This is a genomic window from Luteimonas lutimaris (assembly GCF_039537065.1).
GTDB classification, from domain to species: Bacteria; Pseudomonadota; Gammaproteobacteria; order Xanthomonadales; family Xanthomonadaceae; genus Luteimonas; species Luteimonas lutimaris.
Window position 1 is genome coordinate 400240 of sequence record NZ_BAAAZU010000003.1, and the last position, 18850, is coordinate 419089.

Annotated in this window: 19 protein-coding genes; 6 read left to right on the forward strand and 13 right to left on the reverse strand. The window is 69.9% G+C overall.

Annotated features, from left to right (window positions below; genetic code table 11):
* Positions 1–192: 192 nt before the first annotated feature.
* From ABD679_RS03860 to ahpC, 4 genes are all read right to left on the reverse strand, one after another.
* On the reverse strand, positions 193–768 hold the full coding sequence (locus ABD679_RS03860; RefSeq protein WP_344758614.1) for a DJ-1/PfpI family protein: 576 nt from the start codon (positions 766–768) through the stop codon (positions 193–195).
* A 128-nt stretch (positions 769–896) separates the two neighbouring features.
* Entirely contained in the window at positions 897–1850 is a 954-nt protein-coding gene (oxyR, locus tag ABD679_RS03865; protein ID WP_344758615.1) for a DNA-binding transcriptional regulator OxyR, read from the reverse strand.
* A gap of 34 nt (positions 1851–1884) precedes the next feature.
* On the reverse strand, positions 1885–3477 hold the full coding sequence (gene ahpF, locus ABD679_RS03870) for an alkyl hydroperoxide reductase subunit F (protein WP_344758616.1): 1593 nt from the start codon (positions 3475–3477) through the stop codon (positions 1885–1887).
* 172 nt (positions 3478–3649) lie between these two features.
* The gene (gene ahpC, locus ABD679_RS03875; RefSeq protein ID WP_344758617.1) at positions 3650–4210 is read right to left on the reverse strand and encodes an alkyl hydroperoxide reductase subunit C; all 561 of its coding nucleotides are present in this window, start codon (positions 4208–4210) and stop codon (positions 3650–3652) included.
* Positions 4211–4457: 247 nt separating this feature from the next.
* On the opposite strand from ahpC, the gene prmC reads away from it, so the two are divergent.
* A complete protein-coding gene (gene prmC, locus ABD679_RS03880) occupies positions 4458–5276 on the forward strand; it encodes a peptide chain release factor N(5)-glutamine methyltransferase (protein WP_344758618.1) in 819 nt (272 codons plus the stop codon).
* 103 nt (positions 5277–5379) lie between these two features.
* Positions 5380–6321: a prolyl aminopeptidase gene (gene pip / locus ABD679_RS03885; protein WP_344758619.1), complete on the forward strand. Its 942-nt coding sequence runs from the start codon at positions 5380–5382 to the stop codon at positions 6319–6321.
* 102 nt (positions 6322–6423) lie between these two features.
* Here the strand turns inward: pip and ABD679_RS03890 are convergent, their stop codons facing one another.
* The 3 genes from ABD679_RS03890 to ABD679_RS03900 form a co-directional block, all read right to left on the reverse strand.
* Complete coding sequence (locus tag ABD679_RS03890; RefSeq protein ID WP_344758620.1) at positions 6424–6981, reverse strand: NUDIX hydrolase; 558 nt, start codon at positions 6979–6981, stop codon at positions 6424–6426.
* Between the two features lie 214 nt (positions 6982–7195).
* Positions 7196–8101, reverse strand: a complete 906-nt coding sequence (locus tag ABD679_RS03895; protein WP_344758621.1) for a 5'-3' exonuclease — start codon at positions 8099–8101, stop codon at positions 7196–7198.
* 51 nt (positions 8102–8152) lie between these two features.
* Positions 8153–8743: a nitroreductase family protein gene (locus ABD679_RS03900; RefSeq protein WP_344758695.1), complete on the reverse strand. Its 591-nt coding sequence runs from the start codon at positions 8741–8743 to the stop codon at positions 8153–8155.
* A 90-nt stretch (positions 8744–8833) separates the two neighbouring features.
* Here ABD679_RS03900 and ABD679_RS03905 point away from each other — a divergent pair, with 90 nt between their 5' ends.
* Together ABD679_RS03905 and ABD679_RS03910 are read left to right on the forward strand one after the other, a co-directional pair.
* Positions 8834–11272, forward strand: a complete 2439-nt coding sequence (locus tag ABD679_RS03905) for a DUF1631 family protein (RefSeq protein ID WP_344758622.1) — start codon at positions 8834–8836, stop codon at positions 11270–11272.
* A gap of 92 nt (positions 11273–11364) precedes the next feature.
* The gene (locus ABD679_RS03910; RefSeq protein WP_344758623.1) at positions 11365–12462 is read left to right on the forward strand and encodes an NAD(P) transhydrogenase subunit alpha; all 1098 of its coding nucleotides are present in this window, start codon (positions 11365–11367) and stop codon (positions 12460–12462) included.
* Between the two features lie 110 nt (positions 12463–12572).
* Here ABD679_RS03910 and ABD679_RS03915 read toward each other — a convergent pair whose 3' ends face one another.
* Genes ABD679_RS03915 through ABD679_RS03925 form a run of 3 tightly spaced genes read right to left on the reverse strand, consistent with a single transcriptional unit; the run spans position 12573 to position 13969 of the window.
* A complete protein-coding gene (locus ABD679_RS03915; RefSeq protein ID WP_344758624.1) occupies positions 12573–13007 on the reverse strand; it encodes a DUF3106 domain-containing protein in 435 nt (144 codons plus the stop codon).
* A gap of 3 nt (positions 13008–13010) precedes the next feature.
* Positions 13011–13400 (reverse strand): hypothetical protein, encoded by a 390-nt coding sequence (locus ABD679_RS03920; protein ID WP_344758625.1) that lies wholly within the window; start codon positions 13398–13400, stop codon positions 13011–13013.
* A complete protein-coding gene (locus ABD679_RS03925) occupies positions 13397–13969 on the reverse strand; it encodes an RNA polymerase sigma factor (protein ID WP_425561842.1) in 573 nt (190 codons plus the stop codon). Before ABD679_RS03925 ends, ABD679_RS03920 begins: the two co-directional genes overlap by 4 nt.
* A gap of 244 nt (positions 13970–14213) precedes the next feature.
* Between ABD679_RS03925 and ABD679_RS03930 the strand changes: the two genes are divergently transcribed.
* Together ABD679_RS03930 and ABD679_RS03935 are read left to right on the forward strand one after the other, a co-directional pair.
* Entirely contained in the window at positions 14214–14525 is a 312-nt protein-coding gene (locus ABD679_RS03930; protein ID WP_344758627.1) for an NAD(P) transhydrogenase subunit alpha part 2, read from the forward strand.
* Positions 14522–15925 carry an NAD(P)(+) transhydrogenase (Re/Si-specific) subunit beta gene (locus tag ABD679_RS03935; RefSeq protein ID WP_344758628.1) on the forward strand — a complete coding sequence of 468 codons (1404 nt, stop codon included), beginning with the start codon at positions 14522–14524 and terminating at the stop codon, positions 15923–15925. The genes ABD679_RS03930 and ABD679_RS03935 overlap by 4 nt, the downstream gene beginning before the upstream one ends.
* Before the next feature lie 168 nt (positions 15926–16093).
* On the opposite strand, the gene ABD679_RS03940 is transcribed toward ABD679_RS03935, so the two are convergent.
* From ABD679_RS03940 to ABD679_RS03950, 3 genes are all read right to left on the reverse strand, one after another.
* Positions 16094–16516, reverse strand: coding sequence for a PaaI family thioesterase (locus ABD679_RS03940; protein WP_344758629.1), 423 nt, complete (start codon positions 16514–16516; stop codon positions 16094–16096).
* Between the two features lie 10 nt (positions 16517–16526).
* A complete protein-coding gene (locus ABD679_RS03945) occupies positions 16527–17441 on the reverse strand; it encodes a VOC family protein (RefSeq protein WP_344758630.1) in 915 nt (304 codons plus the stop codon).
* 156 nt (positions 17442–17597) lie between these two features.
* Positions 17598–18509, reverse strand: a complete 912-nt coding sequence (locus ABD679_RS03950) for a helix-turn-helix transcriptional regulator (protein WP_344758631.1) — start codon at positions 18507–18509, stop codon at positions 17598–17600.
* Positions 18510–18850: the final 341 nt, after the last annotated feature.

Genomic DNA, 18850 nt, shown 5'->3' on the forward strand with positions numbered 1-18850 from the left:
ATGCTTCTGCATGTTGTCAAGGCAGCGGGATGCCTCCTCCGGAGTATGTGATGCATACAGGAAGGAATCGCTACGGCGCAATCCATTGCGTGCGTCGACGCCACGCTTGGAGAACGGGCGGAGTCGCAGGCGCCGTCCCGGCTGTTGTTTCGCTGGCCGGCCATGGGCGGCCGTGCTGCTGTTCCGCGCCGGTCAGCCAGCCTCGAACTCGCCGGCGAACATCGCGCGCACCTGCGCGATCGACTCGCCTTGCTCCGGATGCAGCACGCGCAGGCATTCGCAGGCGAAGCCGACCGGGCTGGTGCCGGGCGCGGTGACCAGACCGCCTTCGGCGACCACCTTCGCGTCGCGGTAATGGCTGGCACCTGCATAGCCAGGGGTGTTGTCGCGCAGGAACGCGAGGGAGTTGCTGGTGTGCGGCCGTGCATCGAGCAGGCCCGCGTGGCCCAGGGCGACGGTGGCGCCGCAGATCGCGGCCAGCGGCAGGCCGGCCTCCACGCGTGCGCGCAGCGCGCGGCTGAGCGCGGGGATCTCGCCATCGCGCCAGCGGTCGCTGCCGGGCAGCAGCCACAGGTCGCCGGCAAGCGGGTCGAGGTCGGCCAGCGCGGCCTGCGGGTGGATGCGCAGGCCGCCGATCGAGGTCAGCGGCGCGCCATCGATGCTCGCGATCTGGATTTGATCGCTGAACCATTCGCGCGCGGCGGGTAGCACGACGCCGATTTCCCAATCGGCGACGCCGTCGATCATTACGACCGTGATGGTGGCCATGTGGTGCTTCTCGATTCCGTGGAACCCACAGTGTCGGGGACATGGCAGCCGCGATCAAAGCCGCGGCGCCGGCGCCGCTTTCCGGGAGCGGAAGGGTTCCAGCTGTTTGCGCGGTGCCGGCCGCGGGCTCAGGCGCCCGCGGCGCCCGGTGCGTGGGTATACAGGGCGGCGGAATCCATTGCCGGTGCCAGCAGGTCGGGCGGCAACTGGCGGATCACGGCCGCCAGTTGTTCGAGGAAGCCCGCCATCGCCGAGCTGCGGCGCCACACCATGGCGATCCGGCGACTGGGGGGCGGGTCGCGGAAGGGCACCAGGTGGATGTTCTCCGAACGCGCCACCGGCGGCTTCACCGCCAGCGTCGGCAGCAGGGTGACGCCGACCTCGGCGGCGACCATCTGCCGCAGCGTTTCCAGGCTGGTGGCCTGGAACTCGCCCTTCTCGCTGGCGCCGGCCATGTGGCAAACATCCAGGGCCTGGTCGCGCAGGCAGTGGCCGTCGGCGAGCAGCAGCAGGCGCTGGTCGGCGAGGTCGGCGAGCGACAGCGCGCTGCGCTGCGCCAGTGCGTGCGTCTCGGGCACGGCGAGCACGAAGGGTTCCTCGAACAGGAACTCCGCGTGCAGCTGGTCGTCGTGCACCGGCAGCGCCAGCAGCGCCGCGTCGAGCCGGCCCTCATGCAGGCGCGCGAGCAGCACGTCGCTCTTTTCCTCGACCAGCAGCAGCTCCAGCTGCGGGAAGCGCGCGCGGATGTTCGGCACCACGTGCGGCAGCAGGTAGGGGCCGAGCGTGGGGAAGATGCCGAGCCTGACCGTGCCGGCCTCGGGGTCCTGGCTGCGGCGCGCGGCTTCGCGCATCTGCTCGATGTCGGCGACGATGCGCCGCGCACGCGCGGCGACGTCGCGCCCGGCCGGGGTCAGCATCACCTTGCGCGGCGCGCGTTCGACCAGCGGCACGCCAAGTTCCTCCTCCAGCTTGCGGACCTGGGTGGACAGCGTGGGCTGGCTGACGAAGCACGCCGCGGCGGCACGGCCGAAGTGCAGGTGCTCGGCGAGGGCGACGAAGTACTTGAGGTCACGCAGGTTCATGGAGCCTCCGTTCCGCGTCGCCGCGGACGTCGTGTCAGGCGACCTCGGCTTCCGCTTCGGTCTTCGCGGCCGGGCTGCTGCTGCGGATCAGGTGGTCGAACGCACTCAGCGCCGCCTTGGCGCCGTCGCCCATCGCGGCCACGATCTGCTTGTACGGCGTAGTCGTCGCATCGCCCGCTGCGAACACGCCCGGCAGCGAGGTGCGGCCGGCGTGGTCGACCTCGATCTCGCCGCGCGGCGACAGATCGACGATGCCCTTGAGCCACTCGGTGTTGGGCAGCAGGCCGATCTGCACGAACACGCCCTCCAGCTCGACCCGGTGCACGTCGCCGCCGCTGCGGTCGCGGTAGGACAGCGCGTTGACCCGGCTGCCGTCGCCGTGCACTTCCAGCGTCTGGCCGGAGGTGATGACGTCGACGTTGTCCAGGCTGCGCAGCTTGCGCTGCAGCACTTCGTCGGCGCGCAGCTTGTCGTCGAACTCGATCAGGGTGACGTGGCGGACCAGGCCGGCCAGGTCGATCGCCGCCTCGACGCCGGAGTTGCCGCCGCCGATCACCGCCACGCGCTTGCCCTTGAACAGCGGGCCGTCGCAGTGCGGGCAGTAGGCCACGCCCTTGTTGCGGTACTGGTCCTCGCCGGGTACGCCCATCTGCCGCCAGCGCGCGCCGGTGGACAGCACCACCGAGCGGGCGCGCAGGCAGGCGCCGCTTTCGAGCTTCACCGTGGTGATGCCGTCGTCGCCGCGCGCCAGGCTGCTGGCACGCTGCAGGTTCATGATGTCGACCTCGTACTGGCGCACGTGCTGCTCCATCTGCGCGGCCAGCTTCGGGCCCTCGGTTTCCTGCACCGAGACGAAGTTCTCGATCGCCATCGTGTCCAGCACCTGGCCGCCAAAGCGCTCGGCGACAACGCCCGTGCGGATGCCCTTGCGCGCGGCGTACACCGCGGCCGCGGCGCCGGCCGGGCCGCCGCCGACGACCAGCACGTCGAAGGCGTCCTTCGCGTCGATGGCGGCGGCCTCGCGCGCGGCGGCGCCGGTGTCGAGCTTCGACACGATCTGCTCCAGGCTCATCCGGCCCTGGCCGAACGGCTCGCCGTTGAGGAACACCGACGGCACCGACATGACTTCGCGCGCCTCGACTTCGTCCTGGAACAGGGCGCCGTCGATGGCGACGTGGTGGATGTTCGGGTTCAGCACCGCGGCCAGGTTCAGCGCCTGGACCACGTCCGGGCAGTTCTGGCACGACAGCGAGAAATAGGTTTCGAAGCGGTATTCGCCGTCCAGCGCGCGCACCTGCTCCAGCAGCTCCGGCGCGGCCTTGGACGGATGCCCACCGACCTGCAGCAGGGCGAGTACGAGCGAGGTGAACTCGTGGCCCATCGGCAGGCCGGCGAAGCGCAGGTCGATGTCGTGGCCCGGCGCGGTGATCGCGAACGAAGGCTTGCGCTCGGCGTCGTCGCGGCGCACTTCGACGCCGACCTTGTCCGACAGCGCGCGGATGTCCTCCAGCAGGTCCAGCAACTCGCGCGACTTGTCGCCGTCGTCGACCGAGGCGACCAGCACGATCGGGCGCTGCAGGCGCTCGAGGTAGGCGGCAAGTTGGGTCTTCAGATCGTCGTCGAGCATGGCTTCGATTCTCCGGATGCAAGGCAAACGCGGGGCGGGCGTCCTGCGCGGGGCAGGTCGCCGCCGGCGTGGGGATGGACCGCAAACCGCGCCGCAGCGACGCGGGTTCCGGTCCATCCCCACCCCCGCTCGCGCGGGGATGGGAACGGGAGCTTGCTGGTCGAGAGCCGGCTTAGATCTTGCCGACCAGGTCCAGCGACGGCTTCAGGGTCTTCTCGCCTTCCTTCCACTTGGCCGGGCAGACCTCGCCCGGATGCGCGGCAACGTACTGCGCGGCCTTGACCTTGCGCAGCAGCTCCAGCGCGTCGCGGCCGATGCCCTCGGCGGTGATCTCGATGGCCTGGATCACGCCCTGCGGGTCGATGATGAAGGTGCCGCGGTCGGCCAGGCCGGCGGGGCGCAGGATCTCGAAGTTGTTCGAGATCTCGTGGGTCGGGTCGCCGATCATCGGGTACTTGATCTTGCCGATCGCGTCCGAGGTGTCGTGCCAGGCCTTGTGCGAGAAGTGGGTGTCGGTGGACACGCTGTAGATCTCCACGCCGAGCTTCTGGAACTCGTCGTAGTTCACCGCCAGGTCCTCGAGCTCGGTCGGGCAGACGAAGGTGAAGTCGGCCGGGTAGAACACCACCACGGACCACTTGCCCTTCAGGTCGGCGTCGGTGACTTCGATGAACTCGCCGTTCTGGTAGGCGGTGGCGCGGAACGGCTTGATTTCGGTATTGATGACGGACATGGGGTTCCTCGGTTGGTTGCAGGAAAAGGCCGGCGGTTGCCGACGTCGGGGCATAGATTAGGCGCTGCCTATTGATATGTAAAATCGATTATATTTATCCTATCAATAGGTTTAACCTATCAAAGGGATGGCGTCCGCCTTGCCGGCGCCTGGCCGCTGATGGCGTCGCGGGTGCGTGTGCCCGCGTCTTGCTGGCCGCGCCCGGTCGTCGCGTCTAGCATGCGCATCCCGCAACGACACCCCGCCAATGCCCCGCATAGATGCCCTCCTGCGCGACACCGGCGCGCGGATCGATGCCACCGACGCGGCGCTGCTGCTCGCCCACGTGCTCGGGCGGCCGCGCAGCTGGCTGTTCGCGCACGGCGACGATCTCGCGCAGGAACTGGACGCGACACGTTTCGCGCAGCTGGTCGCGCGCCGCGCCGCGGGGGAGCCGGTGGCCTACCTGCTGGGCACGCGCGGTTTCTGGCGTTTCGACCTGACGGTCACGCCCGACACCCTGATCCCGCGTCCGGACACCGAGCTGCTGGTCGAACTCGCGCTCGCGCGTATCGAGCCATCGGCATCGGTGCGCGTGGCCGACCTGGGCACGGGCAGCGGCGCCATTGCGCTGGCGATTGCCAGCGAGCGTCCACGGGCGCGGGTGGTCGCCACCGACGCCAGTGCCGGTGCGCTCGACGTCGCGCGCGGCAACGCCGCGGCGCTGGGCATTCGCAATGTCGAATTCCGCCACGGCGACTGGCTGGCGCCGCTCGCGGGCGAACGCTTCGATCTGGTCGCCAGCAACCCGCCTTACATCGCCGAGAGCGACGCGCACCTGGCGCGAGGCGACCTGCGCTTCGAGCCGCGTACGGCGCTGGCCTCCGGCACGGACGGGCTGGACGCGATCCGCATCCTCGCTGCCGGTGCGCCGGCGTATCTGGTCGAAGGCGGCTGGCTGCTGGTCGAGCACGGCTGGGAGCAGGGCGCCGCCGTGCGCACGCTGTTCGAGGCCGCGGGTTTTGCCGACGTGGCCACCGAACGCGACCTCGGGCAGCGTGACCGCGTGACATCGGGACGTCGCTGACGTCCGATTTTGTGGGAACGGCTGAAGCCGCTCCTGCAAAGCCATGCGAGGGCATGCGGGAGCGGCTGATAAACTCGCCCGACGCCTTCCAAGGACCCCCCGCATGCGCACGCTTTACCCCGAAATCGAACCCTTCGACACCGGCAAGCTCGAAGTCGACGAGCGCCACACGCTCTATTACGAGCAGTGCGGCAACCCGGACGGCAAGCCGGTGGTGCTGCTGCACGGCGGACCGGGCGGCGGCTGCAACGCCAAGATGCGCCGCTTCCACGACCCTGCGAAGTACCGCATCGTGCTGTTCGACCAGCGTGGCGCCGGCCGCTCCACCCCGCACGCCGACCTCACCGACAACACCACCTGGGACCTGGTCGAGGACATCGAGAAGCTGCGGGTGAAGCTGGACATCGACAAGTGGCAGGTGTTCGGCGGCTCCTGGGGGTCGACGCTGGCGCTGGCGTACGCGGAAACGCATCCCAGGCGCGTCACCGAACTGGTCCTGCGCGGCATCTTCATGCTGCGGCGCTGGGAGCTGGAATGGTTCTACCAGGAAGGCGCCTCGCGGCTGTTCCCGGATGCGTGGGAGCACTACCTCAAGGCGATCCCGGAGGTCGAGCGCCACGACCTGATCTCCGCCTTCCACCGCCGCCTGACCAGCGACGACGAGGCCACGCGCCTGGCCGCCGCGCGCGCCTGGAGCGTGTGGGAAGGCGCGACCAGCTTCCTGCACATCGATCCTGATTTCGCCGACAGCCACGCCGACGCGCGCTTCGCGCTGGCCTTCGCGCGGATCGAGAACCACTACTTCGTCAACGGCGGCTTCTTCGAAGTCGACGACCAGCTGCTGCGGGACGTGGGGAAGATCGCCGACATCCCCGGCATCATCGTCCACGGCCGCTACGACGTCGTCTGCCCGATCCAGAACGCCTGGGACCTGCACAAGGCTTGGCCGAAGGCGGAGCTTTCGATTTCCCCGGCGTCGGGGCATTCGGCGTTCGAGCCGGAGAACGTCGACGCGCTGGTGCGAGCGACCGACGGCTTCGCCTGAGCCGCCGGGGTGTTTCGCAGGAGCGGCTTCAGCCGCGGGCTTTCTGGTGCGTCGGCTGTCGACGAAAAAGCTCGCGGCTGAAGCCGCTCCTGCAGGTTTCGTTCAATCCGCCGGCGTGCCGTCCGGGTTGTGTTCGATCATCCACAGCCCGGCCCAGAGCTTGAGGTCGAGCTCGTAGCCCTCGGCATATTTCTGCATCAGCCACGCCGGCGCCTGCGCGCGCGGGATGCTGTGGACGGTGATGTCCTCGTCGTCCACGCCGCCGCCGTCGCCAACCTTCTTGAGGTCGCGCGCGCGGGCAAACGCGATGCGCTCGTTGCTCATGCCGGCGGTGGTGGGGCCGACCAGCAGCACGTCGATGCGGCCGGGCTCCCAGCCGGTTTCCTCGATCAGCTCCCGGCGCGCGGCGCTTTCGAGCGTGTCGCCGTCGTCGCCGTCGCCGACAAGGCCGGCCGGCATCTCGATCGTCTTCGCGCCCAGCGGCACGCGGTATTGCTCGACGAACAGCACGTGGTCGTCGGGCGTCACCGCGATGACCAGCACGGCCAGGCCGTCCTTGCCGTGGGTGCGTTCGCAGGATTCCCAGTGGCCATGCCTGACCATGCGCAGCCATTCGCCCTGGTAGAGGAGTTCGGGCGCTTCCCCGGTGGTGTCGTTCATGACTGAATCCTACCGCGGGTGGATGAAGCGTGGTGGTGGGCAGCCGAGACTGGGGACTGGGCAGGGTCATGCATTCCGAGCGCAGCGAGGGATCTGCTTCATCGTCCGCATCACGCAGCAAGCAGGTCCCTCGCTGCGCTCGGGATGACAGCCCTACGCTGTCCCGAGTCCCGAGTCCCGAGTCCCGAGTCCCGAGTCCCCAGCTGCGATGGAGTCACATACCGGGCGCGAACTCGACGCCCGTCGCCGCCTGCAGCCGGCGCCTGGTCATCGGCCCGAAGCGCATCGCCTCGGCCAGGGCGAGCAGGGTGGCCGCGTCGGCATCGCGGCGCGGGAAGGGGGCGTCGGCGCCGGTGATCGGGGCGTCCAGGGCGATGGTCGACAGTTGCCGGCACAGCAGTGCCTGTTCGCGATGCAGGCGCAGCTTCGCCGCGGCCTGGGCGGCGCCGCGGAAGCGGAGGAAGGCGACTTCGTCGATGCGTTCGAGCAGCGTGTCGAGGCTGTCGAAGTGGGCGAGCAGGATCGCGGCGGTCTTGGCGCCGATGCCGGGCACGCCCGGGATGTTGTCGACCGCGTCGCCGCTCAACGCGAGGTAGTCGGCGATCTGCCGCGCTTCCACGCCGTGCCGCGCCTTGACGTCGGCGCGGCCCCAGCGCTGGCCGCGGGCGAAGTCCCATTGTTCGTCGTGTTCGTCCAGCAGTTGCGAGAGGTCCTTGTCGGCCGAGACGATCACGCCGCGGTGGCCGTGCGTGCGCGACTGGTGCAGGGCGCTGCCGATCAGGTCGTCGGCCTCGTAGTCGGTGTGTGCCAGCACCACCAGGCCGAGCGCGTCGCACAGTGCCTTGCAGTAGGCGAACTGGCGCTTGAGCTCCGGCGGCGCCGGGTCGCGGTTGGCCTTGTAGGCCGGGTACAGGGCGTTGCGGAAGCAAGAGTCCAGCGCCTCGTCGAAGGCGACGGCGATATGCGTCGGGCGTTCGCGTTCGAGCAGTTCGAGCAGGAAGCGGGCGAAGCCGTGCACGGCGTTGACCGGCCAGCCGTCGGCATCGTGGAACCGGTCCGGCATCGAGTGCCAGGCGCGGAACACGTAGAGGCTGGCGTCGACCAGGTAGAGGGGTTTCATGGGGCCGGGTGTAACACAGGTTCGGCGCGCGCAGGCACGACGGGGTCCGGGCTACGCCCGCCGGCCGGTCCAGTCGCCGAGCAGGTCGTGCGGGTCGGGGCGCTGGCGTTCCGGGGCGTCCATCTTCGGCGTGCCGATGTGGACGAAGCCGGCCACCCGCTCGTGCTCGCCCAGGCCCAGCAGCGTGCGCACCTGCGGGTCGTGCGCGGGCCAGCCGGTGAGCCAGTTGGCGCCGAAGCCCATCGCCTGCGCGGCCTGCAGCAGCGCGAAGCAGGCGGCGCCGGCGCTGTACTGGCGCTCGATTTCGGGGATCTTGTGGTCGTCGGGATCGAGCACGGCCACCACCGCCACCACCAGCGGCGCGTGGCTGAAGCGGGCGCGATCCTTCTCGATCGCGCCCTCGCTTGCGGTCGGGTCGCGTTCGAGCGTCATCGCCGCCAGTGCCTCGCCCAGGGCGTGGCGCGCGTCGCCGGCGATGCGCAGGAACCTGAATGGCACGCGGCGGCCGTGGTCGGGCACGCGGACGGCCGATTGCAGCATTCGCAGCAGGGCAGCATCATCCGGACCCGGTTCACCCAGCTGCCGGGCCGGGACCGAACGCCGTGCATCCAGCGTTTCCAGGGCGGAAGCCGGCCCATTCAGGTTATTTGCGGGTTTGATCACAGACGTAATGCTCCACTTGATGGATCGTATTCAGTTCGGGCATTCCGCCCGGGCGCATTCTCTCCCGAAATGACGCGACTCGACGACCTCGATCCCCTCGCCAACCCCGCACGCAACCGTGCCGGCAGCGAGGCCGTGCGCGCGTACGAATCGATCAAGCGCCACGCGCTCACCGAAATGGCCGGCGTGCTGTCCGGGTTCTGGGGCAGCATCGAAGAGCAGGTCCGGCTCGCGGCGCTGGCCGGCCACGACTACAGCGCCAACCAGGACGACCGGGTGGCGATCACCGCGCTCAACCAGCGCGCGCTGGAGCTGGCCACGCGCTACCGCAAGGCGATGGAGCGCGAGTTCGAGCGCTGGCTCGACCCGAAGCCGCCCAAGCCGGTGGAAAAATCCCTGAGCCTGATGTCCGAGGACGAGCTGGAAATCCATCTCGCCGGTCAGCAGACCATGGAGCTGCTCGACCACCAGTTCCTGCATCCGCTGGAAATGATGGACGAACGCCTGCAGTCGCTGGCCAACGCCCTGGGCGTGCACGGCAAGCGCGCCAACCCGATGCGCCCGGAGGCCGCGGTAGGCGCCTTCACCGGCCTGTTCGAGCGTGACGACCTCACGCCCGGCCTGCGCACGATGGTGTTCCGGCTGCACGAAAAGCGCCTGCCGCACGCGCTGGGCACGATTTACGAGCGCGCCAACACCGTGCTCGAGGATGCCGGTTTCGGCGGCATGGGCGCCGGCGCCAAGCAGCGCTACGGCGGCGGCGTCGTCATCCAGTCGCCCGCGACCGGCCACGGCGGCGGCGCCGTGGCCGGCGGTTCCGCCGCCGCCCCCGACGGGCTGTGGATGCCGGACGGCGGCGTCGTCGAACACCTCAACGGGCCGCAGCAGGCCGGCACCAGCGGCCAGCCGGGCGGCTCGGTCGTCGCCGATGGCAGTGCGGCGGCAGGCGTCGCGTCGCAGGCGGGCTTCGTCCCGGCGTCTTCGCTGGCGGGCATGGGCGGCGCGACGAGCGCGGCGGATTTCGCCGGCCGCGCGCCGCGCTACCGCGACGTCGTGCGCGAACAGCTGCGGACCTGGCGCGAACGCCAGACCGAAGCCAGCGAACAGGCCGCGCGTCAGGCCGCCGAGCACGCCGCGGCCGATGCCGCCAGCCACGTGCTCGGCACCGAGGACCTGCTCAACATCGCGCGCATGTTGCAGCGCGACGACCCGGCGCCGTTCGTGCGCGCGCTGTCGGGCAAGGACGGCTACGCGCTGGCCGGCGCGCTGCGCGAGGAGATCCTCGACGGCATCCGCCAGCTCGGCTTCGATCCCGAGGAAACCTCGCTGAGCAGCGACGAGCAGGATGCGATCGACCTGGTCGGCATCCTGTTCCAGTCGCTGGTCGAGGCCAACGAACTGATGCAGCGTGCCCGCGCCATGTACGGCAAGCTGGTGGTGCCGTACCTGAAGGTCGCGCTGACCGACGACTCGATGTTCAACCGCCGCAGCCACCCGGCGCGGCGCCTGCTCGACGTGCTGACCGAGGCCTGCGACGGCAACGCCGGAGAGACCCCGCAGGACCGCGAGACACTCGACCGGGCCGAGCAGGTCGTCGACCGCGTGGTCACCGAATACGACGACGACCAGGCGATCTTCGAGCTGGCCGCCAGCGAGCTGCGCGACCAGCTCGACCAGCAGCGCAAGCGCTCCGAGCTGGCCGAAAAGCGCACCGCCGAGGCGATCCACGGCCGCGAGCGCCTGCAGCATGCGCGCCGCGCGGCCGAAGGCCTGGTCGCCTCGCGCATGGCCGACCGCCCGCTGACCGAGGCGATCGCGAACTTCCTCGACGGCCAGTGGCGCCACTACCTCACCCAGACCTGGCTGCGCGACGGCGCCGATTCGGGGCGCCACCATTCGGCGATCGCGCTGGGTGACGCGATGGTGCAGGTCGATACCGACGCCGCGCACGCACGCGGCGCAGTCGTGGCCGACCAGCTGCTCGCGCTGCAGGCGCCGCTGGTGGACTGCTATTCGAGCTGCGGCATGGACGCCGGCAGCGCGCGCGACTCGATGGCGCGGATCATCTCCGCGCTGGGCCTGCCGGACACCGTGCGCAGCGTGCACGTGCCGCGCGCGCTGGACGGCGAGCCAGACGGCCTCGAGGACGACCAGAAACCGGCCGTCCTGCGGGTGGTGGGCGGCCACGATGCACTCGAGTTCGACCCGGCCATCGCCGCGCGGATGCGGCGCCTGCGGCCCGGCCAGGGCCTGCGCCTGGTCGACGAGGACGGCCACGAGACGGCGGCGCGCGTGGCCTGGATCAGCCCGCTGACCTCGCGCCTGCTGATCGTCAACCGCCGCGGCGTGCGCAAGATGGTGGTGTCGCCCGAAGAACTCGCGGTGCTGGTCGGCAGCGGCCAGGCGATCGTGCGTTCGGTGGATGCGCCGTTCGACGAGGCCATGAAGCAGCTCTGGCAGCACCTCAACGAGGTGCCGAAGGCGGCCAGGGCGGCAGCGGCACCCTGAGCCGCGGCAGTGCCGGGAGGCATCGTGCGCGGCAATCGCGCCACCCCGGGCGATTCGCTACGATGGCCGGCGACAGGAGCCCGGAGCCAGGCATGCCAGTGACGATCGGAATCGCGCGCGAGTCAGCGCCAGGCGAGCGGCGCGTCGCCGCGACCCCGGAAACCTGCAGGAAGCTTGTCGCCGCCGGCGCCGTCGTGCGCGTCGAGCGCGGACTCGGCGACGGCGCGCATTTCCCCGACGCGGCCTACGCCGACGCCGGCGCCGAACTGGTCGGCAGCGGCGCCGAGGCGCTGGGGCAGGCCGACATCGCACTGTGCGTGCAGGCGCCGGAACCGGCCGCGATCGCCGCGCTGCGGCAGGGTGCCGTGCTGGTCGGCAGCCTGCATCCGGACGCCGACCCGGCGCGCGCCGAAGCGCTGCGCGCCAACGGCATCGTCGCCTTCCCGCTCGAACGCCTGCCACGCACCACCCGCGCGCAGGCGATGGACATCCTCAGCTCGCAGGCCGGCATGGCCGGCTACAAGGCGGTGCTGATCGGCGCGCAGCTGGCGCCGCGCTTCTTCCCGATGCTGACCACCGCGGCCGGCACGATCCGCCCGTCGAAGGTGCTGGTCGTCGGCGCCGGCGTGGCCGGCCTGCAGGCGGTTGCCACCGCGCGGCGCCTGGGCGCGCAGGTCGAGTGCTTCGACGTGCGTCCGGAAACGAGCGAACAGATCGAATCGCTGGGCGGCAAGTTCCTCGATCTGGGCGTGAGCGCCGCGGGCGAGGGCGGCTATGCGCGCCAGCTCACCGACGCCGAGCGTGCCGAGCAGCAGCGCCGGCTGGGCGAGCACCTCAAGGGCATCGACGTGATCGTCTGCACCGCCGCGGTGCCGGGGCGTCCCGCGCCGAAGATCATCTCCGCGGCAATGGTGGCCGGGATGAAGCCGGGCAGTGTGATCGTCGACCTCGCCGCCGAGACCGGCGGCAACTGCGAACTGACGCAGCCCGGCGAAACCGTCGACCATGGCGGCGTGTTGGTCGCCGGACCGCTCAACCTCGCCAGCAGCGGCGCACTGCACGCCAGCGAGATGTACGCGCGCAACGTGTTCAATTTCGTCTCGCTGCTGCTCAAGGACGGCGCGCTTGCGTTCGACTGGGAGGACGAGCTGCTGGCGAAGACCGTCTGGCCGGAGCGGCCCGCTGGCTGAGCCACCCGCGTCCCGGTAGGAGCGGCTTCAGCCGCGAGCTTTGAGTCCTGCTTGCCGCCGATCGGAAAAGCTCGCGGCTGAAGCCGCTCCTGCCAGAAGAAGTCCGTGGCTCAGGGATCCGCCGGCGGATTCTGCTCCACCCACTGACGCCGCTGCTCCGGCGTCATGTCGTGCCACTGCCTGCGCAGGGCGTCGCGGTCTTCCTTTGACATGCCGCGCATCTTGCCGAACAGAGCACGTGCCTGTTCGCGCTGTTCGGGGCCCATGTGCTTCCAGCGGTTCATGCCGCGGTGCGCGCGCTTGCGCTGGTCCGGCGTCATGTGCTGCCAGCGCTGCGCGTGCTCGTACATGCGGTCGCGCTGGTCGGGGTTGTCGTCCCAGCGTGCGCGCAGCGGAGCAATCAGCGTTTCGCGCTGCTGCGCGGTGAGATCGTCCCAGGCGGGCCGGGTCGCGGTGGTGTCCTGCGCGGGCTGCGGCGGTGAGGCCATCGCGGTGCACGGGAGCAGCATGGCCAGGGCGAGGGCGAGGATCGGAAGGGCGCGCATGGCTTACTCCATGGCCAGGGCATAGGCGTCGTTGGACGCCAGCCACAGGTAGAGGTCGGGGTTCTCGTCGAGCACGGCGTCGATGTCGTCGGGGGTGCTGGCGGCAACGGCGGTCGCCGGTGCCGCCGTCGCCGGTGCGGCCGGGGACGGTTCGGGCGCGTTCCACAGCTGCACGCCGACCATCAGCGCCAGCACCGCCGCGAACGAGGCCGCCACCGGTCGCCAGCCGAAGTGGCGCCGCGCCGGCGTCGCGGTCGTTGCCGAACGGTGGCGCTGCTGCAGCTGCAGTCGCGTGCGGCCGGACACCCGGTCCACGGCGGTCGCGTGCAGCTGCCGCATCGCGGCGTCGAAGCGCGCGTCGCGGTCGTGGGCTTCGTGGTCGTTGGTCTTCATGCGAAATCCTCGAGTTGCCGTTGCAGCGCCGCACGGGCGCGCGACAAGTGGGTCTTCACCGATCCCTCGCTGCAATCCATGATCCGCGCCGTGTCGGCGACGTCGAATTCCTCCAGCACGCGCAGCGTGAACGCCTCGCGCTGGCGCCGCGGCAGCCCGCGCAGCGCTTCGAGCAGCCGTCCGTAAGCTTCCTGCCCGTCGTGCGCGCGGGACGGGTCGGGGCCGTCGTCCGCCCAGTCCAGGCTGCTGTCCTCGCCGCCGGGCGGGCTGTTGCCCAGCCAGCCGAGCCGGAACGTGCGCCGCCGCTGCGTGTCGATGATGCGGCTGCGCAGGATGCTCCAGAACAGCGGCGTCCACTCCTGCGCGGGGCGCTCGCGGTAGGCGAGCATCTTCATCATCGCCTCCTGCACCGCGTCCATTGCGTCCTCGCGGTGGCGCAGCCCGGCCTCGGCGAAGCGGAACGCGCGCGTGCCGACGCCGGCCAGGAAGCCCTCGAGCGTGGCCGGCGCCTGGGGCGCGGCCTCGTCGGTACGTGGATTGGCGGTGGCGCGGGCATCGGTGTTCACCAGGGCGAGCTTAACGGCAACGGTGGCAACGGCGTGCCGCGGACGACGGCCGCCGCGCCGCGCGGCGTGGCGCGGCTTCGGCGGGGTGGTCGTGGAGCGTGGCCTGGGGCATGCCATCGTTGTCGCGTCGGTGGGGACGGCCATGGGAACGCGCCCCGGGGCGTGCGGTTGACAGGCGGGCGGCATCCCGGCCTGCAGGCGCCGGCCGGCCGGTTATGATGCGGTCACCTGGATGGGGAGAGCGGCGATGGGCGACGGTTTCGTGGCGCTGTACATCTTCATGCTGGCGGCGATCGCCGGCAACGTGATCATTTCGCGGGTGCCGGTGATCCTGCACACCCCGCTGATGTCGGGCAGCAACTTCATCCACGGCATCGTCCTGATCGGCGCCATGGTCGTGCTCGGCCATGCCGACACCACGCTGGAGAAGGTCATCGGCTTCGCCGCGGTGCTGCTGGGCGCGGGCAACGCCGCCGGCGGCTACGTGGTGACCGAGCGGATGCTGGACATGTTCAAGTCCAGCAGGAAGCCCGCCGCGCCGCCGGAGGCCGGATCGTGAACTGGGCGCTACCGGAAGTGCTGCTGCTGGTCGTCAAGGCCAGCTACCTGGTGGCCGCGACCCTGTTCCTGCTCGGCCTGCAGCGGATGGCCTCGCCGCTGACCGCGCGCAGCGGCATCCGCTGGGCCGGCGTGGGCATGGTGATCGCCACGGTGGCGACGCTGTTCCTGCCGGGGCTGCACAACCTCGGACTGATCGTGGCGGCCACCGTGATCGGCATCGCGCTGACCTGGTTCTGGGGCAAGAAGGTCGCGATCACCGACATGCCGCAGATGGTGGCGCTGTTCAACGGCATGGGTGGTGGCTCGGCCGCCGCGATCGGCGCGGTGGAGCTGCTGCGCTTCGCCGGCATCGGCGCGGCGCCGTCGATGACCACGCTGGTGCTGGGCGTGCTCGGCGCGCTGATCGGCTCGGTGTCGCTGTCGGGTTCGGTCATCGCCTGGGCCAAGCTCGACGGGCGCATGGACAAGCGCTACACGTTCCCCGCGCAACAGCTGTTCAACGCCGCGGTCGCGATCGCGACGGTGGTGCTGGGCGCCATTGTCGTGCACTCGCTCGGCGTGCCGATGATCATCGCGTTCTTCATTGCCGCGCTCGTCCTGGGCGTGCTGATGACGCTGCCGATCGGCGGCGCCGACATGCCGGTGGTGATCTCGCTGTACAACGCGCTGACCGGTCTTGCGGTGGCCTTCGAGGGTTACGTGCTTGGCAACGAGGCCCTGATCATTGCCGGCATGATGGTGGGTGCGGCCGGCATGCTGCTCACGCGGCTGATGGCCAAGGCGATGAACCGCTCGATCAAGAGCGTGCTGTTCTCCAACTTCGGCGGTGGCGGCGAAGCGCAGGAGATCACCGGCTCGCAGAAGCCGATCGAGGCCGGCGACGTCGCCGCGATGATGGCCTTCGCCGAACGCGTGGTCATCGTGCCCGGCTATGGCATGGCCGTGGCGCAGGCGCAGCACAAGATCTGGGAGCTGGCGAAGAAACTCATGGATCGCGGGGTGAAGGTGAAGTTCGCCATCCACCCCGTCGCCGGGCGCATGCCCGGTCACATGAACGTGCTGCTCGCCGAGGCCGGCGTGCCCTACGACCTGATCGTCGACATGGAAGACATCAACCCCGAGTTCGCCAACACCGACGTATCGCTGGTGATCGGCGCCAACGACGTGGTCAATCCGGTGGCAAAAACGGATCCGGCCTCGCCGATCTACGGCATGCCGATCCTGGACGTGGTGGATTCGAAGAACACCATCGTCATCAAGCGCGGCAAGGGCACGGGCTTCGCCGGGATCGAGAACGCGCTGTTCTACGCCGACAACACCCGAATGCTCTACGGCGACGGCGCGGAAATGGCCAACGCGCTGGTCAGCGAACTCAAGGCGCTCGACGGCGGGCATTAGGGGCGGGCATCCTCCGCTGGCGCGCAGGATTGCTGCAAGGCGGTGTGGGCAGGTTCCATTGACCAAAGGCCGTCGTGCGACGCCGGTGTCCGGCGCCTCGGGCATGTGGCTTCGCGGAGGCGGGGAATGGCGCCGCCCATGCAACAGGCAGCAGCCGGTGGGGACGATTTATCCGGCGTTATCGCCGCCCCTGAGAAGCGAGATGGTGCCCTGTGCAACCGCACACAGGGTTTCTTCATCGCCGAGGCTGAAAACCTCGCAGCGGCAGACAGCCTGTGTCCTGCCCGCGTGGACGACACTTGCGCGCGCAACGAGCGCATCGCCCGCAGCCGGGCGCACGTAGTTGATCTTGAATTCGGACGTGACCACGGCAGGTCCCAGTGCCAGGCCGCCCGCGAACGTGAGCGCGTTGTCGGCGGCATAGGAAACCACGCCCCCGTGCACGAATCCGTGCTGTTGCTTCAATCGTGCGCAGATGGGGAGGCGCAGTTCGACGCCCGCCTCGGAGAAGCGGACGAGCTCGGCATCGAGGAGCCTGCTGAAGGGCTGGGACTGCAACACTTGCCTTGCGGCTTCGATGGAAATGGACATGCTCACGGGCTCATGGAGTGTGGGGGGCGGCCGCCGGTGCGTGCCGGTTCCGGTGGCCGGAATGGGTGCCGATCCACCAGATGTTGCCCTCCGGATCGCGCACGCCCGAGGACCGGTCGCCATAGGGCTGGTCGCGCGGCTCCGAGATCGAGGATGCGCCAGCCGCCAATGCCCGCCGGTAGGCCAGGTCAACATCGGGCACGTAGACGTGGGTCGAACAGTGCACCGGCTCGCGGCCGTCCGGGCGTTCGCCAAGCATTACCACGGAATCGTCGATGCGCACTTCGGCGTGCTTGACGCTGCCATCGGGTAGTTCGGACCGGCTCAGTTCGAGGGCATCGAAGCTGGCGCCCAGGAACGCGAGCATCTTCCCGACATTGCGGACCAGCAGATATGGCGACACGGCATTGTGCGCGGGCGGCTTGCAGGCAGCCGGGGTGCCTTGGGCGGAATCGGGCGGATCGGGAGTGACGGACTGTACGGCTCCGGCCTGCGGGGTCCGTTCGATGGGGTGCATCTTGTCGAGCGCCGATTTGATGAGGATGTCGCATCCGAACCAGCCCCAGTAGATGCGGTGACGACAGATGCTCCCGCTGGCGATTTCCATCACTTCCAGGATGTCGACCTGGTCCCCGTCTGGTGTTTCCCGGGGGTACTCCCAGACGAGTGTCTTGCCATCGGTGAAGTACTGGCCGGTTCGGTGCCAGCGCACGAGTGCGTTCGGACGGCGCCTGGTGCCCTCCTGCAGGAAGCGCAGGATATCTTCCCTGCCCCTGAGCACACCGGACGCCCGGTCGAGGATCGCGGGGACGAGCGGGCTTTCGAGGACCGCGTCGTCGGAGTACAGGCCGGCCAGTGCTTCCACTTGCCGGAGACGGGCAAAGTCGTGCCAGTCGCGATGGATGCGTTCGGCGGCGCGTTTCATGTTGTCGATCCTGAGGCCTTGCGCCTGAATCATGCCGCGCCGGGGAACCATCCGGCGTGTACGGTGACCAGTTCGGCCTGGTGCAGCCCGCCCGGAGACGGTGCAGGCATCACGCCCGGCGTGCCGTCGGCCGGCAGCACAGCGCCGATCCCGGGGTCATGCCGCGAGCGATGCGTCGTCGGCCTGCACCTGCCGCGCCTGGGTCGTGGTGCAGCGGAAGGACTTCTTGAATGCGCGGCAGAAGCTGCTCTGGCTCTCGAAGCCCAGTGCCTCGGTGATCTCGCAGATCGGCAGCTGCGTGCTGCGCACCAGCGACCATGCGCGCTGGAGCCGCAGCTGCGAGGCGTATTCGCAGGGTGTCTGGCCAAAGACCTCGCGATGCATCCGCATCAGGTGCCACGGCGAGTAGTTGGCGCTGCGCGCCAGCATGGCGAGGTCGGGCCGGCCGTCGTCGTGGATTTCAATCAGGTGGCGCACGCGCAGCAAGCGCAGCAATGTCTGCTGGCGCCGCTGCAGGGTGCGTCCGCTGCAGCGCTGCAGGGGTTCGTCCAGGTCGCGCTGCTGGTCGAGCAGCGAGGCGCACAGCGCACCGGCCAGCAGCGAAGGATCGGCTTCGATGGCCGGGTATCCGCGCGCCGCGCGGACCAGCCGTACCAGCAGGCGGCGCAGCGTGCGCGGGCAATCGTCCTGGCGCGGGAAGATGCACGGCGCAGCTGCCTGTCCGGGCGCCGGCCGCAGGTGCCGTCCCCATGCCCGCAGCGGGCCGGCCAGGCCGACCCATGCACCCGGCGAGGGACAGTCGATGCGCAGCGGGGTATCGCGCCATACCTGCATGCGCGTTGCCGGCAGCGACCAAAGGCCCGCGTCCGACTCCAGCTGCAGGCAGCCGGACATCGGTGCGCAAACCACCAGCCAGCCGGCCGGCAGCGACAGGCGCGAGCCGCGCCCGGCCGCGTGGATGGCATGCAGCGCATCGGTCGCGGGATCGGGTTCCGCGCTTCGGGCCGAATGCAGTGCCATGTGGCGGATCGCTTCGGTGCCCGCGCCGCGTGGCGGAATGCTGTTCATCTCTTCTCCTGTCGCCGGTTGCTGTACTGGACCCGTGGCGTTGCAGCGCGATCTGTCGCGGATTCCAGCCTGTGCATCCAAGCTATCCGCTGCGGTTTTCCGAAGGAGGACCAATTCAGGCGCGGACGGGGGGACCAATTCACGCACAGGCGAAAAGACGGCCCGGGGAGAGCCGGGCCGACGCCTGCGGACGGTGCGCCCCCGCAACGTTTTCGTGCGTGAAGCGGTCGGGCGTTGCCTTGCCTGGAGAGAGAGATGCGAAGCACCGCTGGCGGGTCGATGATCCCCGCAACGCCTCCGCGACCCTGTACCGGATGCAGTCGTGAACGTGCGCGCCGCTT

What these genes read in the sequence shown, in the direction of transcription:
- ABD679_RS03950 (WP_344758631.1), bottom strand. Translation starts at nt 18,509, where the DNA reads ATGAACAGCATTCCGCCACGCGGCGCGGGCACCGAAGCGATCCGCCAC.
- ABD679_RS03895 (WP_344758621.1), bottom strand. Translation starts at nt 8,101, where the DNA reads ATGAAACCCCTCTACCTGGTCGACGCCAGCCTCTACGTGTTCCGCGCC.
- prmC (WP_344758618.1), top strand. Translation starts at nt 4,458, where the DNA reads ATGCCCCGCATAGATGCCCTCCTGCGCGACACCGGCGCGCGGATCGAT.
- ABD679_RS03920 (WP_344758625.1), bottom strand. Translation starts at nt 13,400, where the DNA reads ATGAAGACCAACGACCACGAAGCCCACGACCGCGACGCGCGCTTCGAC.
- ABD679_RS03940 (WP_344758629.1), bottom strand. Translation starts at nt 16,516, where the DNA reads ATGTCCATTTCCATCGAAGCCGCAAGGCAAGTGTTGCAGTCCCAGCCC.
- oxyR (WP_344758615.1), bottom strand. Translation starts at nt 1,850, where the DNA reads ATGAACCTGCGTGACCTCAAGTACTTCGTCGCCCTCGCCGAGCACCTG.
- ABD679_RS03860 (WP_344758614.1), bottom strand. Translation starts at nt 768, where the DNA reads ATGGCCACCATCACGGTCGTAATGATCGACGGCGTCGCCGATTGGGAA.
- pip (WP_344758619.1), top strand. Translation starts at nt 5,380, where the DNA reads ATGCGCACGCTTTACCCCGAAATCGAACCCTTCGACACCGGCAAGCTC.
- ABD679_RS03910 (WP_344758623.1), top strand. Translation starts at nt 11,365, where the DNA reads ATGCCAGTGACGATCGGAATCGCGCGCGAGTCAGCGCCAGGCGAGCGG.
- ABD679_RS03930 (WP_344758627.1), top strand. Translation starts at nt 14,214, where the DNA reads ATGGGCGACGGTTTCGTGGCGCTGTACATCTTCATGCTGGCGGCGATC.
- ahpC (WP_344758617.1), bottom strand. Translation starts at nt 4,210, where the DNA reads ATGTCCGTCATCAATACCGAAATCAAGCCGTTCCGCGCCACCGCCTAC.
- ABD679_RS03945 (WP_344758630.1), bottom strand. Translation starts at nt 17,441, where the DNA reads ATGAAACGCGCCGCCGAACGCATCCATCGCGACTGGCACGACTTTGCC.
- ABD679_RS03905 (WP_344758622.1), top strand. Translation starts at nt 8,834, where the DNA reads ATGACGCGACTCGACGACCTCGATCCCCTCGCCAACCCCGCACGCAAC.
- ABD679_RS03890 (WP_344758620.1), bottom strand. Translation starts at nt 6,981, where the DNA reads ATGAACGACACCACCGGGGAAGCGCCCGAACTCCTCTACCAGGGCGAA.
- ahpF (WP_344758616.1), bottom strand. Translation starts at nt 3,477, where the DNA reads ATGCTCGACGACGATCTGAAGACCCAACTTGCCGCCTACCTCGAGCGC.
- ABD679_RS03915 (WP_344758624.1), bottom strand. Translation starts at nt 13,007, where the DNA reads ATGCGCGCCCTTCCGATCCTCGCCCTCGCCCTGGCCATGCTGCTCCCG.